The 16,024-nt window shown below is 69.4% G+C and carries 17 protein-coding genes and 4 pseudogenes; 9 read left to right on the top strand and 12 right to left on the bottom strand.

Going from position 1 to position 16,024, the window contains the following annotated elements; translation table 11 throughout:
• Positions 1–21: 21 nt before the first annotated feature.
• The 6 genes and pseudogenes from ACWCQS_RS43030 to ACWCQS_RS43005 all read right to left on the bottom strand — a co-directional run bounded on the left by ACWCQS_RS43030 (position 22) and on the right by ACWCQS_RS43005 (position 3,642).
• Positions 22–831 (bottom strand): universal stress protein, encoded by an 810-nt coding sequence (locus tag ACWCQS_RS43030; RefSeq protein ID WP_451009571.1) that lies wholly within the window; start codon positions 829–831, stop codon positions 22–24.
• An 18-nt stretch (positions 832–849) separates the two neighbouring features.
• Positions 850–1,479: a hypothetical protein gene (locus tag ACWCQS_RS43025; protein WP_451009570.1), complete on the bottom strand. Its 630-nt coding sequence runs from the start codon at positions 1,477–1,479 to the stop codon at positions 850–852.
• A gap of 147 nt (positions 1,480–1,626) precedes the next feature.
• Positions 1,627–1,841: pseudogene (locus ACWCQS_RS43020) on the bottom strand (hypothetical protein); the annotation flags it as partial.
• 4 nt (positions 1,842–1,845) lie between these two features.
• The gene (locus ACWCQS_RS43015; RefSeq protein ID WP_451009569.1) at positions 1,846–2,148 is read right to left on the bottom strand and encodes a DUF7144 family membrane protein; all 303 of its coding nucleotides are present in this window, start codon (positions 2,146–2,148) and stop codon (positions 1,846–1,848) included.
• A gap of 257 nt (positions 2,149–2,405) precedes the next feature.
• Positions 2,406–2,546 (bottom strand): hypothetical protein, encoded by a 141-nt coding sequence (locus tag ACWCQS_RS43010; RefSeq protein WP_451009568.1) that lies wholly within the window; start codon positions 2,544–2,546, stop codon positions 2,406–2,408.
• A gap of 190 nt (positions 2,547–2,736) precedes the next feature.
• Positions 2,737–3,642: a LysR family transcriptional regulator gene (locus tag ACWCQS_RS43005; protein WP_451009567.1), complete on the bottom strand. Its 906-nt coding sequence runs from the start codon at positions 3,640–3,642 to the stop codon at positions 2,737–2,739.
• A 146-nt stretch (positions 3,643–3,788) separates the two neighbouring features.
• Here ACWCQS_RS43005 and ACWCQS_RS43000 point away from each other — a divergent pair, with 146 nt between their 5' ends.
• The 3 genes from ACWCQS_RS43000 to ACWCQS_RS42990 all read left to right on the top strand — a co-directional run bounded on the left by ACWCQS_RS43000 (position 3,789) and on the right by ACWCQS_RS42990 (position 7,446).
• Positions 3,789–4,907: a PrpF domain-containing protein gene (locus ACWCQS_RS43000; RefSeq protein ID WP_451009566.1), complete on the top strand. Its 1,119-nt coding sequence runs from the start codon at positions 3,789–3,791 to the stop codon at positions 4,905–4,907.
• Positions 4,904–6,301, top strand: a complete 1,398-nt coding sequence (gene dctA / locus ACWCQS_RS42995; RefSeq protein ID WP_451009565.1) for a C4-dicarboxylate transporter DctA — start codon at positions 4,904–4,906, stop codon at positions 6,299–6,301. Before ACWCQS_RS43000 ends, dctA begins: the two co-directional genes overlap by 4 nt.
• Positions 6,302–7,005: 704 nt before the next feature.
• Complete coding sequence (locus ACWCQS_RS42990; RefSeq protein ID WP_451009564.1) at positions 7,006–7,446, top strand: VOC family protein; 441 nt, start codon at positions 7,006–7,008, stop codon at positions 7,444–7,446.
• A gap of 331 nt (positions 7,447–7,777) precedes the next feature.
• Here the strand turns inward: ACWCQS_RS42990 and ACWCQS_RS42985 are convergent, their stop codons facing one another.
• On the bottom strand, positions 7,778–8,419 hold the full coding sequence (locus ACWCQS_RS42985) for a carbonic anhydrase (protein ID WP_451009563.1): 642 nt from the start codon (positions 8,417–8,419) through the stop codon (positions 7,778–7,780).
• A gap of 38 nt (positions 8,420–8,457) precedes the next feature.
• Between ACWCQS_RS42985 and ACWCQS_RS42980 the strand changes: the two genes are divergently transcribed.
• The gene (locus ACWCQS_RS42980) at positions 8,458–8,682 is read left to right on the top strand and encodes a hypothetical protein (RefSeq protein WP_451009562.1); all 225 of its coding nucleotides are present in this window, start codon (positions 8,458–8,460) and stop codon (positions 8,680–8,682) included.
• Between the two features lie 408 nt (positions 8,683–9,090).
• Here ACWCQS_RS42980 and ACWCQS_RS42975 read toward each other — a convergent pair whose 3' ends face one another.
• Entirely contained in the window at positions 9,091–9,333 is a 243-nt protein-coding gene (locus tag ACWCQS_RS42975) for a hypothetical protein (RefSeq protein ID WP_451009561.1), read from the bottom strand.
• A gap of 223 nt (positions 9,334–9,556) precedes the next feature.
• Here ACWCQS_RS42975 and ACWCQS_RS42970 point away from each other — a divergent pair, with 223 nt between their 5' ends.
• Positions 9,557–9,775 (top strand): cold-shock protein, encoded by a 219-nt coding sequence (locus ACWCQS_RS42970; protein WP_451009560.1) that lies wholly within the window; start codon positions 9,557–9,559, stop codon positions 9,773–9,775.
• A 428-nt stretch (positions 9,776–10,203) separates the two neighbouring features.
• Positions 10,204–10,341 (top strand): hypothetical protein, encoded by a 138-nt coding sequence (locus tag ACWCQS_RS42965; RefSeq protein ID WP_451009559.1) that lies wholly within the window; start codon positions 10,204–10,206, stop codon positions 10,339–10,341.
• Positions 10,342–10,826: 485 nt separating this feature from the next.
• Here ACWCQS_RS42965 and ACWCQS_RS42960 read toward each other — a convergent pair whose 3' ends face one another.
• Positions 10,827–13,643, bottom strand: a complete 2,817-nt coding sequence (locus ACWCQS_RS42960; protein ID WP_451009558.1) for a hypothetical protein — start codon at positions 13,641–13,643, stop codon at positions 10,827–10,829.
• Between the two features lie 591 nt (positions 13,644–14,234).
• Positions 14,235–14,483, bottom strand: coding sequence for a hypothetical protein (locus ACWCQS_RS42955; protein ID WP_451009557.1), 249 nt, complete (start codon positions 14,481–14,483; stop codon positions 14,235–14,237).
• Positions 14,484–14,524: 41 nt separating this feature from the next.
• Here ACWCQS_RS42955 and ACWCQS_RS42950 point away from each other — a divergent pair.
• Positions 14,525–14,728: pseudogene (locus ACWCQS_RS42950) on the top strand (Pycsar system effector family protein); the annotation flags it as partial.
• A 126-nt stretch (positions 14,729–14,854) separates the two neighbouring features.
• Here ACWCQS_RS42950 and ACWCQS_RS42945 read toward each other — a convergent pair.
• Together ACWCQS_RS42945 and ACWCQS_RS42940 are read right to left on the bottom strand one after the other, a co-directional pair.
• A pseudogene (locus ACWCQS_RS42945) lies at positions 14,855–14,995 on the bottom strand (hypothetical protein); the annotation flags it as partial.
• Between the two features lie 141 nt (positions 14,996–15,136).
• Complete coding sequence (locus tag ACWCQS_RS42940) at positions 15,137–15,559, bottom strand: LamG domain-containing protein (RefSeq protein ID WP_451009596.1); 423 nt, start codon at positions 15,557–15,559, stop codon at positions 15,137–15,139.
• Here ACWCQS_RS42940 and ACWCQS_RS42935 point away from each other — a divergent pair.
• Positions 15,548–15,703: pseudogene (locus ACWCQS_RS42935) on the top strand (hypothetical protein); the annotation flags it as partial. The gene ACWCQS_RS42940 and the pseudogene ACWCQS_RS42935 sit on opposite strands and share 12 nt — an antisense overlap.
• Positions 15,657–15,992, top strand: a complete 336-nt coding sequence (locus ACWCQS_RS42930; protein ID WP_451009595.1) for a transposase — start codon at positions 15,657–15,659, stop codon at positions 15,990–15,992. The pseudogene ACWCQS_RS42935 and the gene ACWCQS_RS42930, both read left to right, overlap by 47 nt.
• Positions 15,993–16,024: the final 32 nt, after the last annotated feature.

Here is a 16,024-nt window from a genome sequence, read left to right as displayed (position 1 = left end):
CGGCCGCGCGCACGGCTCTGGTCAGGCCCTGCCGCGGACGACGGCGACCGGGCAGTGCGCGTGGTGCAGCAGCGCCTGGCTCACCGAACCCAGGAGCATCCCGGAAAAGCCGCCGCGCCCCCTGGCTCCGACTACGGTCAACTGGGCTTTCCTGCTCGCCTCGATCAGGACCTCGCGGGTTTCGCCGCTCAGCACTTCCTGTCTGACCGTCACGTCCGGATACCTCTCGGCACGGCCTGCGACCGCGTGGGCCAGCAGCCGCTCCACGCTCTCCACGCCCGTACCGGCCGACGCGTGGTCCGGCAGCCACGCGTGCGCGGCGACGATCTCGGCTTCCCGTAACTCCGCTTCGGTGAAGGCGAATTCGACCGCCTCCTCGCCTGCGGGGGAGCCGTCGACGGCCAGCACGATCGGCCCTGCGTCGTCCGGCTCCTCGCGGACCACCAGCACCGGACAGTGGCTGTGGGCGGCCAGGGACACCGCCGTCGAACCCAGCAGCATGCCGGCGAAGCCTCCGATGCCCCGGCGGCCGACGACCACGAGGTCCGCGGCGCGCGACTCGGCCGTCAGCACCGACACCGCACCGCCGATCATCACGGCCTCGCCGACCTCCACCTCGGGCGCCACACTCCGGGCGGCCTGTGCCGCATCGTGCGCCAGGCCGTTGAGCGGCGACGGGTCCAGCGGCGCGTACATGGGCCCGACCGGCCAGCTGAAGGCGTGCACCACACGCAGCTCAGCACGGCGCCGCTGGGCCTCCCGGGCGGCCTGGACCACCGCGGCATGGCTCGACGACGAGCCGTCCACTCCTACGACTACCAGGCTGCTCACGGCGCTTCCTCCCGCACGTCAGTACCGCTGGGCCTTGGCAAGACGCGCCGTCAGATGGGCGCTCTGCGGGTGTCTGCTGAAGGCGATGGGCTGTTCCGTGTGACCGGGCTCCAGGTTCTCCGCTCCCACGAACCTGGTCTCGACGACCTTGCCGGCGGAGTCCGCGAAGTCGACCTGCACGGCGTAGGACGCCTTCTGGTGCGTCTTGTTCGTGATCGTGACCAGGGCGGCGAGCAGCCCGCTCGTCTGGCTCCGGGGCATGCCCATCAGGCTGACTTCGGACAGGGCGTTGCCACGGCCCTGAACGTTCTTGAGCGCTTTCTCGGCGGCGGCGCCGGCCCGGGCCGCCTCGGCGTCCACGGAGGCCTCGAACTCCGAGGCGCGGGCAGCCGCGGAGGATGCCGCTGCCGAGGCGGACGCGTGGGCGGAGGCGATCGCGGAAGCCGCTGAGGAGGCGAGCGCCGACGGCGGCATCCCGGAAAAGGAGGCCGCATTGGGGCTGCTGGGTGTCGGCCGGGGCGAGGAACCGGTGTTCTGACCGCCACCGCCACAACCCATCAGGGCGAGTGCCCCGAGGGCGCAGCCAAGCGCGGGCACGACGGCTCGGTGACCGATGATGTGGGAGCGGCCGAAGGAGCTTGGGGGCATAGGTGATCCCTTACGTCATATACGACCCATCCCACTCATCTTCCGTGTGGAGATCCCGCCCGGCGAGTCGAAGTGGCCGTTCGGATGGGCGTGGCCCCCTCCGCGCAGTGCCCACCACTGGTCGCACCCGACACGCCCGCCATCCTCCTATCGCCGCCGTGGGGCTGTGGGAGGGCGCTCAAAAGCCGCCGTTGACCAGTTGTGGCTGTGCAGGATGTCGTTCAGGCCGCCCCAGACCGCGTTGTTCGGGCGGCCCTCGACCACACCGGTGACCGAGTTGTTGCGGAAGAGGATGTTCGAGGCACCGTTCAGCTCGCCAGCCTTGGCGAGCTGGCCGTCGGGCGAATGGTGATCCGGGTGCCGAGTTCAGTGACCGCCACTGGTCTCGATATGGACCCTCGTCAGCGCCAACAGGATCAGGAGATCGAGTGTCATCACAGGGATGGCCCACAACGGGTAGTACGGAACGAACATGAACTGGGTGATCAGGCTGATCGCTGCCACCGCTACACCGGCCCCGCGACCCCAACTCCGGCCCGCCAGGACTCCCAGGCCCGCAATGACGAGGGCCACTCCCATCACAAGGTGGATCCAGCCCCAGGACGTCAGGTCGAACCGGTAGGCGTACCGGGACGCGACGAACAGCGACGAACAGAGCGTCGTGTGCAATTCCGGCTGCGCCCATCAGGATGCTGAGGGGCCCGCTGACCATGTTTGGCCGCCGATGCCGGTATGGGGTCGGTGGAACTTGCACTAGTCCAACCAGTCGGGAAACGCTGCCTGTCGCTCGGCATCTGAGGTGTAGGGCCGCTGGTAGGCCCATTGAGGATCTACCATCTTGAATCCGCTGGTCACGGGGCTGGTGTGTGTGGTGGGTTGTGTACTCGTGCTGGTCGGGGGCGATTGTCTGGCGTCAAGGTCATCTGTCAGCGCGCGATCTCGATGTCGGTCAATACGAGCAGGGCGCGCAGGAGCGTGGTGGCGTGACGGACGTGCAGGCGGAGCTTGGTGAGGATGCGCCAGTTCTTCAGGTGGACCACCCCAAGAGCGCCGTCAAGTACGTGCATGCCACGCACCCGGACAAGGCGCTGCCCCGGATCCGCTGACCGGGCGCACTGGCCCCACTCGCAGTGGAAAAGATCAACCATACCCTCGGCCTGGTCACTGCCGGAGCCGACGCTCGCCACTCTCACTGCGGGGGCCTGGGTTCCCCGCGGCGAGCGCGACGGTTCCATGACCGGTGGGCGTGGTTCGGTGTCAGAGGGTTCGGGCCGCGGCGGCGTCGCGGAGGAGTCCGGCGAAGGTCAGGGCGGCCGGGGTGAGCGAGTGGTCGGCCATGCGCACCAGGAGGATCCGGCGGACGGGGGCCGGCGGCTGGAGGGGCAGGACGTTCACGCCGGGTCGGATGCCCTCCAGGGCCAGGGTGGGGGCGAGGGCGACGCCGATGCCGGCGGCGACCATGGCCTGGGCTTCCTGGTAGTCGTGGGCCTCGTAGGCGATGTGGGGCTCGAAGCCGACGGTGCGGCAGCCGCGGACGAGGGCTTCGGCCACCGGGTGATGGTCGGCGCGGGTGATCCAGGAATCGTGTGCGAAGTCGGCCAGTGAGACGGCGTCGCGGCCGGCGAGCGGATGGTGGTCGCTGACGAGAAGGGCCGGCGGGTCGTCGAGGAGCGGGGTGACGACGATGTCCTCCCGGTCGATTCGGCTCCAGTCGTAGTCCCACATCAGCGACATCTCGATCTCCCGGTTCTCCAGCATGGTCCAGAGTCCGGTGATGCGGGCGCTGCGGACGGTCAGCCGTACGTCGGGGTGGGCGTCGCGGAAGGCGATCACGGCCTGCGGGAGGAGCGAGGCGCCGACGGTGGGGAAGGTGCCGATGCGCAGAGTGCCCGCGCGCAGACCGGCGTAGTCGGCGAGTTCGTTTTCCGCGGCCTGCAATTCGCGTTCGATCCGTTGCCCTCGTTCGGCCAGCGCCCGTCCGGCGTCGGTGAGGGTGACGCCCCGGGCGTGGCGTTCCAGCAGGGGCTGGCCTGCCTCCGTTTCCAGGCGGCTGATCTGCTGCGATACCGCTGACGGGGTGTAGTTGAGGGCGCGGGCTGTCGCGGTCACCGAGCCGCGCCGGGCGACCTCCGTGAACAGCAGGATGCGCCGGACGTCCAGCATGCCACCACCTCCAGCGTTCACTTCAGCTTAATAGCCATGCAGATTTCCGAGATTGTACTTCACGCTGCCGTAACCCACCGTGGAGGACACCACGCACGGCGAGACCGTCGGTGGACTTCCCCTTCCCTGGCTGTGAGGAGTCGGTTGTGCTGCGTCTGCAGGGCGAGATGATCCGCGGAGGAACCAGCAAGTGCTGGATCTTCGACCACCGCGACGTGGCCGCCACGGGCGTGGACGTCGATGCCCTCCTGCTCGCCGCCTTCAACGCCGCCGACCCCCGTCAGATCGACGGCGTGGGCGGCGCCTCCTCCACCACCTCCAAGGCCGCCGTCGTACAGGCGTCGACCCAGGCCGGCGTGGATGTCGAGTACGCCTTCGCGCAGGTCGGTATCGGCGACGAGCGCGTGGAGTGGGCCAGCAACTGCGGCAACTGCGCCACCGCCGTGGCCCTGTACGCCGTCCACCACGGTCTCGTGCCGATCGTGTCGGACACCACCACCGTCCGCATGCTCAACGTCAACACCGGGGCCCGTCTCACCGGCACGATCCCCACCCCCGCGGGCGTGGCCCCGGAGGAGGGCACGGCCGTGGTGCCGGGTACCTCGGCGCCGGGCGTGCCGGTCCTGCTCGGGTTTCTGGACCCGGCGGGCTCGACGACCGGCCGCGCCCTGCCGACCGGCCGGGCACTTGACGAGCTGACCGGCCCGGACGGCCTTGTCGAGGCATCCCTCGTGGACGCCGGCGCTCCGGCCGCGCTGTTCGAGGCCAAGGCGTTCGGCCTCGACGGCACGGAATCCCTCACCGCGTTCGCCACCGCAGTGCCCGCGCTGACGCTGCTGCGCCGCCAGGCAGCGCTGGCCATGGGCCTGGCCCGCGAGGGCGATCCGGTCAGCCACGCGGTGCCGAAGGTGGGCATCGTCGCCCGACCCGCGCTCTATCGCACCACACAGGGCATCCTCGTCAACCAGGACGAGTACGACCTGGCCGTGCGCATGGTCTCCATGCACGCCCCGCACCCGGCGATCGGCCTGACCTCCGCCGTGGCCCTGGCCACGGCCGCCGCCACCCCTGGCACCCTCGCCCACCGCGTCGCCCGGCGGACCGCCGACGGCACGCTGCGCCTGGGCACCCCCGCCGGCGTGGTCACCACCCGAGCTGTCCCCGCACCGGACGGCGCGTCCCCCACGGTGCTGCTGCACCGTGCCGCCCGGCGTATCGCCCGAGCCGAACTCCTCGTTCCCGTCCTGGAAGGACGCCCCGCATGAGCCGCAACGACGCCGCCCCGGGTACCGTCACCGCACCACCGGGCCGCATCCGCCGGATGCTGTCCCACCTGTACGTCCAGTGCCTGATCGCCGTCCTCCTCGGCGCCGCCGTGGGCGGGCTGTGGCCGTCCGTCGGCGCTGACCTCAAGCCGCTCGGCGACGGCTTCATCGCGCTGGTGAAGATGTTCATCGCGCCGATCATCTTCTGCACGGTCGTCCACGGCATCGCCTCCATGGGCAACGCCCGCGCGGTCGGCCGCGTGAGCCTGAAGGCGCTGGTCTACTTCGAGGTATTGACCACCGTGGCCATGGTGATCGGCCTCGTCGTCGTCAACGTCGTCAAGCCGGGCAGCGGTCTGCACATCGACCTCTCGACCCTGTCCACCAAGGCCCTGCCGCCGGAGGCGACCACGGCCCACGAGGACTTCACCGAGTTCCTCCTCGCCACCATCCCGGCCACCCTGGTCAGCGCCCTGACCGGCAACGAGATCCTGCCCGTGCTGCTGGTGTCGGTGCTGTTCGGCTTCGGCCTGCACGCCAGCGGAGAAGCCGGCCTGAGCATTGCCCGGGGCATCGAGAAGTTCTCGACAGTCCTGTTCACGCTCATCCGCTGGATCATGCGGCTCGCCCCCATCGGCGCGTTCGGCTCGATGGCCTTCACCATCGGCCACTACGGCCTGGGCACCCTGCGCCACCTGGCCCTGCTGGTCGGCTCGTTCTGGCTCACCGCCCTCCTCTTCGTCCTGGTCGTCCTCGGGACCGTGATGCGCCTGAACGGACTGCGACTGCTGCCCTTCCTTCGCTACATCAAGGAAGAACTGCTGATCGTCCTGGGCACCTCCTCCACCGAGCCCGTCCTGCCGCGCATGATGGCCAAGCTCCAGCACGCCGGCGCCTCGAAACCGGTCGTCGGCATCACGCTGCCCGCCGGGTACTCCTTCAACCTCGACGGCACCGCCATCTACCTGACCATGGGCTCGGTCTTCCTCGCCCAGGCCCTCGGCATCCACCTCAGCCTCACCCAGCAGCTGACCATGCTCGCCGTCATGCTCCTCACCTCCAAGGGCGCGGCAGGCGTCACCGGCTCCGGCTTCATCGCCCTGGCCGCCACACTCAGCGCCGTCCCGCACGTCCCGCCCGCCGCCCTCGCGCTGATCTTCGGCGTCGACCGGTTCATGTCCGAAGCCCGCGCCCTGACCAGCCTGGTCGGCAACGGCGTCGCCACCCTGGCCGTCGCCCGCTGGGAGTGCGAGCTCGACGAGGACCGAGCCAAGGCCGTCCTGCGCGGCGAGATCCCCTACGCCCCTGCCTCCGCTGCCTCTGCGGTGCCGGCCGAGCCCGATCCGAAGGAGACACCCGCACCAACCCACCACCCCGTCCCCGCCGCATACTGATAGTGCGTGGGCGGGCCGGCCCGGAGCAGATACTCCGGGCCGGCCCGCCCACGTCTCAACAGGACGTCGTACTCGCCGCCCGGGCTGATCAGGAATGTCTGACCCTCCGGCACGCGCAGTCGTCCAACCACTGCCCAAGTCCGGCGAACGCCGCACTGACCTCCCGCACCGTCTGCCGTTCAGGTGATCAGAGATCCACGGATTCCCCGACGTGAGCAAGGTACCTGTCCGTACGATCCGGGCGGGAAGTGCGTCAGGCGGCCAGGGATACAGAACCGGACCTTCATGGACTGATCACGGCCCGCAAGGCCGAACTGGAGCTGCAGACAGAGAAGTTGAGCCAACAGCTTCAAGAGGTGCGCGACGAGCCGGTCCTGCCTGTGGACCACCAGCGGATCATGGACGTGGTGCGACGGGCGGATACGCCGGTCATGGTCAAGCAGGTTCGCGTCTTGACGCCAGACAATCGCCCCCGACCAGCACGAGTACACAACCCACCACACACCAGCCCCGTGACCAGCGAATGCAAGATGGTAGATGTTCATTCCCGGCACACCTCGCAGCCCGCGGCCCGCGCCAGGTCGGCGTGGGGGACGGTGCTCGGTTGAGTGGTGGGGCGCAGGATGTCGAGAACGTGCCGCCTGCTCCGTCCCAGGAGCATCAGCGGGCACCACCGGCCGCACGCGGCAGAGGGAGAAACCAGCATGGCGATTCAGCGAATGGACAACGTCGGCATCGTCGTCGAGGACATGGATGCCGCCATCGCGTTCTTCGTGGAACTCGGTATGGAGCTGGAGGGCAGGGCGGAGGCCGAGGGTCTCGTCGCCGACCAGTGCACCGGGCTCGACGGTGTCCGCTGTGACATCGCGATGCTCCGGACCCCGGACGGTCACAGCCGGCTCGAGCTGGCGAAGTACCGCAGCCCTGCGGCGATCAGCGCCGGGCCGCGCAACAGGCCACACAACATTCTGGGCACGCACCGCGTCATGTTTGCCGTCGACGATATCGAGGACACCGTTGCCCGCCTGCGCACCCAGGGCGCCGAACTCGTCGGCGAGTTGGCACAGTACGAGGACAGCTACCGGCTCTGCTACGTCCGCGGCCCCGAGGGCATCATCGTCGGACTGGCCGAACAGCTCAGCTGAAGGGTGGCGGGGATCCGGTGCACCCGCAAGCCCTACGACCACCACCCTTGACGACCAACCCCGTGCCATCCAAAGTTCCTTGGCACACGCTGAAGGAATCGGCGGCACAGGACAGCGGCGTGCGGCGCTCTGGGCCGTTCCTCGATAGCTGCGGGCCCTTTCCGTCGGCGAACGACGGCCACACACGGCCCGCGAGGAAGGCCGCAGTGACTCCCGAACTCATCGACATCGATCACGCGACCGAGCCAGGGAGTGCCTCCCGAAGTCACGTCGAAACGACTCCCGCTTCCGCGTGCACAGCCATCGCGCTAAGCAGCCACGGCCGGGGCGGTCAGGACGCTGCGGGGACTGTGGCGTCGAGGCCGCGGGCGGCGACGAGCTGTGTGCTGCCGTCGGCCAGTCGGTAGCGCAGGCCCACCACGGCGGCCTGCCCGGCGGCGACCTTGTCGGCGAGGACCCGGGAGCGGTCCAGGAGCAGGTCGGCGGTGTGCCTTATGTGCTCGGCGAGGATCTCCTCAGGCTCGACCTGTCCGGCGGCCCGCGCGGCCAGCACGCTGGGGGTCACGCGCTCGACGACGTCCCGGACGTATCCGGCCGGTGTCATGCCGTTCTCCAGGGCGGAGCACGCAGCGCCGACCGCGCCGCACGAGTCGTGGCCGAGGACCACGACCAGCGGGCAGCCCAGCACGTCCACGCCGAACTCGATGCTGCCCAGTACCTCCGGGCCCATGACGTGGCCGGCGGTGCGCACCACGAACAGGTCGCCCAGGCCGCGGTCGAAGATGATCTCGGCGGCCAGCCGGGAGTCGGAACACCCGAACAGCACGGCGAAGGGCTGCTGGGACGGGGCGGTCTCGGCGCGGCGGGCGGCGTCCTGGTTGGGGTGCTCAGGAGTGCCGGCGACGAAGCGCCGGTTGCCGGCCAGCAGCAGCTCGAAGGCGTCGCAGGGCGTCGGGGTGTGGATCTCTGTCATGGCCGAAGCCTACGAGCCGGACCGTTCGTTGGCAGTGCGTGGATGCTCACAACGGTGATGCGCAGCCCTTTGCGGCCTCGCTGGAGGTGTACTGGCTCTCGCCCTGGTCGGACAGTCACACCGATGCCGGCGTGCATGGACGCGTGACGAGGCGGCTGGCGTCGTGGAACGGTCGGGCGGTCATAGTCGCCATTGTCGCCATCGCGGTGACCACCGTGATCCCCGCGGTGGTGTCCGTCGTGGTGCGTGACCTGCCCAGGTGAGCGTCTACGAGCTGTTCGGGGAACCGATGGTGCGCAGCTGGCGTGCCGCAGCCGGCCGGCCACCGGATGGGCTGCAGGATGACCACCCGGACGGGCGGTGCGGCGGGCCCGATTCCCCGGCGGCGCCTGCGCATCCCGCAGAGTGTGCGGATCCTGCGGGACCGCCCGCCCGGCTGCACCGTTCTCCCAGCGCTGCAGCCGTCCCATGCCCGTGCGCCGCGTGCACACAGGTGCCGGCCGTGGGAATGGCGTGCGCGTCAGGGTGTGGGAGGGACGGCGCGGGCCAGGGGTTCCAGGTTGCCGTAAAGGGCGGCGTGGAGTGTGGCGGCGAGTTCACGGGCGCGTTCTTCGCTGCGCACGCCGTGCATCATGAAGTAGACCGGCTCCGCGTAGGCGTCCAGGTCGACCTCATGGCTGTGGACCAGGCGGCTGATCGTCCCGGACGGCCTCGTTGACGGCATCGGCCACCCTGTGGCCGGTGCCGGCGGTGAGGGTGTCGGCCTTCACCGTCCACCCCTGGCGTTTTTCGGATTCGATGGCGACGAATACGGCGTTGTGCGCCATGGCGTTGCGGTAGACGTCGTGGAAGGCGTCGGTGCTGGTGGCGTCGGGGATGAGGTGCGCGGGGCAGGGAACCGGCAGCGGCTTCACCAGGGCATTCTGTCAAGAGGTGAGATCTCTGCGGACCCGCCACGCGCGGGCGGGTCAGGTTGAGTGATCAGCAGATGGCTGGGGCGCTGCGGCGCGTGGTGGTGAGGGCTGGAGCGGGCGCCGCCTGCGTGCCTCGCGCGCCCGGTGACGCGCCCTTGGATGCCGGGCGGGCACGGGTGGAGGCTCTGCGATCACCACCGGCCACTGTGTGGGGGTGATGGGCGTGCCTGTGGGAGTGGTGAAGTGGTTCGATCCGGAGCGTGGTGTGGGGCGCGTCGTGATGGACGGCGCAGGGCTCGATGCCGTCGCGTGCCGGTCGGCGGTCCAGGGGCCCGGGGAGGGAGCGTTGGTCGCAGGCGAGCCGGTGGAGTTCGATCTCACCATGGACGCCGCGGGCATCCGCGCGGACAACATCTGCCGCCTGGCGCCTCCGCGACGGTGACATCCGCCGGATCATACCCGGTCAGGCGGTCGGCTGACATCGCGGGCGCTGCGACCTTGGCTGGCCGATGAGTAGGCTGATGATCGGGTTCGTGTGATCCCACGGGCGGCCCGTCTCCGCGCTCTGGCGAGGGGCCGCCCGCCTGACCTACGGCAGCCGGGCGAAAGGCCGAACAGCAGGGCGCCCCGGCCACGGTTACCCCTTGCGTGGGCGTGTGCCCCGACAGCCCTAGTCTGCCCCTTGTGGACAAGGGCCCGTGCTGGCCGCGGGCGGTGATCGGCGCGTGCCGCACAACAGGGCTGGTGAGCTCTGGCGGAGGCTGGCGGTCAGGCGGGAGGAAATGAGGTCGCGGTCAGGCTGCCCCGGAGAACTGTGACAGTTGAAAACCCCAACCCACCGGTACAAGACGGTTGTCCCATCGTTGGCTGATGCGCGCACGCCGTATCGACCGCCCGGCCGATGTCGACGTGGTCCGTGAGTCCAATGACCGCGTGGCCGACAACTACGCCTACGTGGTGGCGACGACGGGAATGGGCGACATCCGTCGCCATCCATGGCCTTGGTGAAGCCTCCCTTGGCGGCGTGCTCGGCTGGTGGTCACTGTTCACCTCCCTCGCGACGTCCTTCCCCAGGTTCTCGCCCTGTTCGCGCGCTCCCTGAAGCCGGGCGGACACTTCATCACCGCAACACACGTCGGCGACGACGACGCGGTGCGCACCGAAGCCTACGGAGGTGTACCCGTTCGTTGGACGACGCACAAGTGGCAGCCGGAGCAGCTCGTGGGCCTGCTCGGGCAGGCCGGCTGTGCCCGGTCGCTGCACTCCGGCTCCCGGCAGATGAGCAAAGCGGGCCGGGTCTGGTCGTCACGGCCAAGCGGCCCGCCTGAGGATCAGGCGCCGGAGGCGATACAGGGTCTCGTGCCGGGGCCTCACCTCCTACTGATCACGCTGCGGTCTCCAACTCCATGAAATAACGCGGCTTTTGAAGGTGGCAGGTGCCCGGCCGGTCCTACCGGCCGGGCACCCATCACACCCGAATCCTCAGGGCTTGGTCATCGTGCGGTGGTGTTGGTGCCGGTGGCCCACAGGGCGCCGCCCTTGCCCGGACCGCCGGTGTTCTTGTAGACGACGAGGTTGCCGTCGTTCTGCATGTACGCGTAGGCGCCGGAGTGGCCGCTGGTGCCGGTGGCCCACAGAGCGCCGCCCTTGCCGGGACCGCCGGTGCTCTTGTAGACGACGAGGTTGCCGTCCGTCTGCATCACGGCGTACGCGCCCGCATGGCCGGAGGTGCGGGCGGACCAGATGGCGGCGCCGTCGCGTCGACGGTACATCACGAGGTTGCCGTCCATCTGCATGACCAGGCGGGTGTAGGTGCCTTGGGTCCACCAGCCGGGCTTGAGGGTGGCGTTGGAGGCGATGGTCTGCCGGCGGGCGTAGGTGCCGCTCGCCCACAGCGGTGTGGTGCTGGCCTGCTCGTAGACGACGATGTTGCCGTCGTCCTGCACGGTGGCGTACGCGCCCGGCGCGCCGTCTGCAGGTCCGGACCACAGGGCGCCGCCCTTGCCGGGGCCCCCGCTGCTCTTGTAGACGACGAGCTCGCCGTCTGTCTGCATCACCGCGTACGCACCCGAGTTGCCGTTCGTCCCGGTCGACCAGACCGTCTGGCCGCTGCCGCTGCCGGTCTTCAGGCGGGCGACGAGGTTGCCGTCGGTCTGCATGGTCAGCGTCATGGTGGAGCTGCTGAGACTGTGCCCCGGGAGCAGGTGCTGGCCGGGGTAGATGAAGGAGCCTGTGGCGGGTGCGGGGCCGGCGGCGGGGATGTGGGGGTCGGCGAGGTGGACGTTCTTTCCGCTGTCCAGGTAGGCGATGGTGCCCTGGTACTTGTCGACGGCCCAGGTCACGCGGCGGTCGTCGGTGACCGGTCCGGCGGGAAGGTCGGCCAGGTCGGAGGTGGCGGCGGTGTCCGTGTGCACGTCGGTGAGGGTCAGTTTGCCCGCCGTCGTGTCGTGTTCGACGACGAATCCGTCGCCGAGCTCGGCGAGATGGGCGGGTACGGGTATGTCCTTGCCGGTGGCCAGGTCGTGTACGCCGGCCGGGCCCGAGGGCCCGCAGGACCAGTACACCCAGTGCTGGGCGGCGGCCTGCAGCTCGCTGGGCACGCACGGGGCGTCGGTCGCGACGGTCTGGACGGTGCGCTGTGTGGTGAGGTCGATCTGGGTCAGCGTTCCGGCGGCGGGACCGGGGACCCACACGGTGGAGCCGGACAGCGCGGCCGCGGATATCGGGCGGCTGAAGAGCACGTGGCTGGTGCCGCCCGCGTCGGCGTCACCGATGTACTGCTTCTTCGTGGAGCCGCCGTTGTAGACCACGTAGGGGCCCTCGGCGTCGACGAGGGCGCCGCCGGTGGCTCCCGGCGTGACCAGGATCGGGTTCAGAGCGGGAATCTTCACGACGACGGCGTCGCCTTGGGCGCTGGCGCCCGGGCGCAGCTGGGAGATGCTCCCGTCGCCGTTGGCGACGGGCGGGTTGCAGGTGGTCGCGGCGTCACAGTCGGTGGGAGCGAGGGTATCGCTGAAGCCCTGCCGGGGGCCGTAGGAGGGCGGGGAGCCAGGCTGGACGCTCCGGTCGTAGACGTAATCACCGCCGTTTGCCGCGCGCTGGACCGTGTAAAGCCGCCCACCGCCGAGGGCCAGGCCGTCGAGGGGAGCGGGGACGTCGGGGTCGGAGTCCACGGCCGTCCCCGTCGGGGTGCCATCCGGGCCGGCGGTGAACAGGCGCGCCGCCCAGTCGGTGGCAGCAGGGCCACCGAGGGCAACGACCCCGTTCGGTGCTTGGCGGAGGACGTTCATGCTGGCGTGGTCCAGGACCGGGGTCACGGTGGCGGAGCCGGACAGCGGCATCGTGTAGAGCGGGTAGCCGAGTGTGTCGTCCTCGGTGAGCGGTCCGCTGTGCGACACCCCGTAGGTGATCAGCAGGGAGTCGCCGGCGATACCCAGGTAGCGCAGGACGCTGCTGTATCCGCTGCCCAGCGGAGCCGGCGGGACCTGCACGGTGCTCACCGTGCCGTCGGGGGCGGAGCGCGCCATGAAGAAGACCTGCCCGGCCGTCCCGTTCGCGGGGACTGCCGTCATCGAATACCAGGCGATGTACTTGCCCGACAGTACGACGTGAGTGCCGGAGGCCAGCGGTCCTGAGTTTACGGGCGTCACCGCACCCGTCGACAGGTCCACCAGCGCCATTCGGCTCTCCGTGGTGGTGCTGCTGCTGTCGGTGTAGCGGATCACCACCGAGCCGGCGTCTCCCGCGAGCACTTGGGCCTGCGGTGCGGCACCCGAGGGCCAGCCGGTGACCGGGGTGTCGGTCTGCTGACCGTCCACAGTGGTCAGCACATGAAAGCCCGTGACGGTCCCGTCCGTGGCCTTGGCGACGGTCAGCACGCGCGAGTCGAAGGTTCCCAGGTAACTCTGTCCGGCACCGGGGGCGATGGTGGTCGTCGTTCCGGAGTCCATGTCGTGCAGCTGGTACCCGTCGGCCGACGGCGTTGCCACCATGTCGGAGCCGGCGCCCCAGTACCCGGGTGACTGGGCGTTCTGGGCGGTGGGCGTGACCTCGGGCATGGGGATGTCCGCTCCGCCCGCGTACTTCGTCCAGACGTAGCCGGACTGGTTGTGGTACCGGTGCAGGAAGCCATCGCTACCCGCGAAGAGGACGACCTCGCTGGGCGGGTTGTACAGCAGCGCGGCCGGTATGACCGTCTCACCGGATGTGTCGGCCGAGGCCGCGGCCGCGGTCAGGGGCACAGCCCCCGTGGCGAGGGCGCATGCCGCGGCGACCGCGATGCATCCGCTCCTCAGGGTGTGCTGGGCCACCCATTCCTCCTTGGGAGTGAGCCGGGCCGGGCCCCGTCCAGGGTGCCCGGCCCGATTGTTGGTTGGCGTGGGGTGTCGTTACTGGTCGGTGTAGTGGTGGACGGGTGGGGCGAAAGCACCGTTGCCCGGGGCGGGGGTGCACACGGCCGGGGTCGGGACCGCGTGGTTGTGGCAGATGACGAGGTGGCCTAGCCGTCGCCCTCGAGATAACTGGCCGTCATCACCTTCGTGTTGGGGCCGAAGGCGGTGTTGTTTGATTGCTTGACAGTTGCGGCCGGAGCGCCACTGGTGGAGGACGCGGCTCGTACACCGTTCAGAGGCAGTCTGGTCATGTTCTGTGCAAGCGATGCAGAGGTTCCCATGAGGTGACTGCATGTATGAAGAAAGTATCTGCAACAAGATCGCAAAGAAGTCGTGCAGCAGGTTCCGATGCGGGACGACCCGCCGTGAGGGGTGGCTGCGAACGGCGGTGGAACGGCTGTGCGGGAACTTGTAGGTCGGGGCGTGGGGGAGCGGCCGCGGGAACGGCGGGCCGGCTGAAGCAAAGCGGGCCCGGCACTGGGTGAGCCGGGGCCCGCACGGCGTGGGTGCTCAGCTGCAGTCGAGTGCGCTGATCTCGGATGGGGGGAGCGCGGCGCCATAGAGCTGGACGTTGCTGATGTCGGCGTTGGCGTATTCGCCGTAGGCGCCTTGGTACAGGCGGCGGCCGGTCTGGACGGGGCCGGTGGCGTTCCAGGGGGTGCCAAACACCTCCAGCGCCCTGAACACCGGCACCCACAGCGACCCCGCCGACGGCACCACCACTGACAGCAACAGCTTCAGCGTCTCCGCCTGGGTCAAGCTCAACAGCCTGACCAACAACTCCACCTTCGTCTCCCAATTTCATCTACTTCGGCCACCTACGGCACCGCGAGACCACCGAAGTGACGGCAGCCCTGGTTCAGGCTGACGTCCTACCTGTCCTCAGCCAGCAGCTGATCAAGATGAGCCATATCGCCTGGCGCAAGCACCGCCATGTGCAGTGGTCCTTCATCTTCTTCGGCCTGGGCGCGGGCACAGTGTTTGCCGCTGGTCTCTTCGCCTGACGACGGGGGCGGACAGGAATCACCCTGTCCGTCACGCTGCCGGTCCGTACGGCGCCATGTCCAGCGCATCCCGATCGAGGACAGCTGTTCCACCCGCTCCGGGGACAGCGTCGCAGCCCGCGAGCGCTGGTTCCCGATCCATGCTCCGAGCCAGAGCTCCCGCTCCTCCTGGTCCTCGCCGACGATCGTCTCGACGTGCTTGCGCGGTACCCGCAGACGTCCCTCGCGCTCGAAGAACTGCGGGCGGCCGCGTAGTTCATCGCCCACTAGTCGGCCTGGGTACGGCGCGGGGGCGGCTTCTCGTCCTCGTCGGCGGGCGGGCTTGATCCCGAGGTGCGCGCCCGGCGTGGCTTGGCGTGCCGGCCGGAGCCGGTGGTGAAGGACATGGGTTTGCTGTTTCCTTTGCTGCTACTGGATCTGTTGGTAGAGGGGGGTGACCTGGTTGGGGGTCAGCGCGTAGTTCCACGCCTGGACGTCGCTGATGGCGCCGGGGAAGAAGTCGGTGTTGTTCCCGTTGTACTTCGAGCGCCCGATGGAGAACGCGTTGGTGGCGCTCCAGGAGGTCACGTTGGTCGCGGTTGCGGCGAGCGTGCCGTTGACGTACAGCTGGGCCGTCTTGGTGGCGGCGTTGTAGACGCCGACCAGGTGGGTCCAAGTGTTCGCGGTGGCTCCGGAGGCGAAGGCGTCAGTGAAGGCCGGGCTGGTCGTGTCGCCGCTTGTGAAGGTGAGGGCCCAGCCGGGGCTGCCCTTGATGGCATAGTTGTACTGAAGGTAGAAGGGACTGGCCTGGCTGCCGTCCTGTCCGGCGACGGTGGCGTTGTGCGTGGGCAGTCCAGCGCGTCCGGCACCTGCAGGAGGAAGCGCGCAAGCTGGAGAACGAGTTCCTCCAGATTGTCCGCGCAGGTGCCAGAACTATTGAAGTTTGTCGGTGTCGGCCCGATCACCGCAGCTCAGATCCTGGTCAGCTGGTCACACCCGGGCCGGTTCCGTTCCGAGGCGGCCTTCGCGTCCTTCGCCGGTGTCGCCCCCTATCCCGGCCTCCTCCGGCCTGACGAACAAGCACCGGCTCAACAGGGGAGGAGACCGCCAGCTGAATCGAGCGATGCACACCATCACCCTGATCAGGATGCGGCTGGATTCCGCCACGAAGACGTATGTCGTCCGCCGCGTCAGCGAGGGGAAGAACTCCCTCGACGCGCAGCGATGCCTCATTGGGGAAGTATCGATGCTGCGGCCCAACCCATGGGCCGTGACTCCCCGGTGAGTGTCGGGGGACGGCCTCGTTGCCGTGCCGCG

It is taken from the genome of Streptomyces sp. NPDC002076 (assembly GCF_053593835.1).
This window is presented reverse-complemented; position numbering and strand designations above follow the sequence as displayed.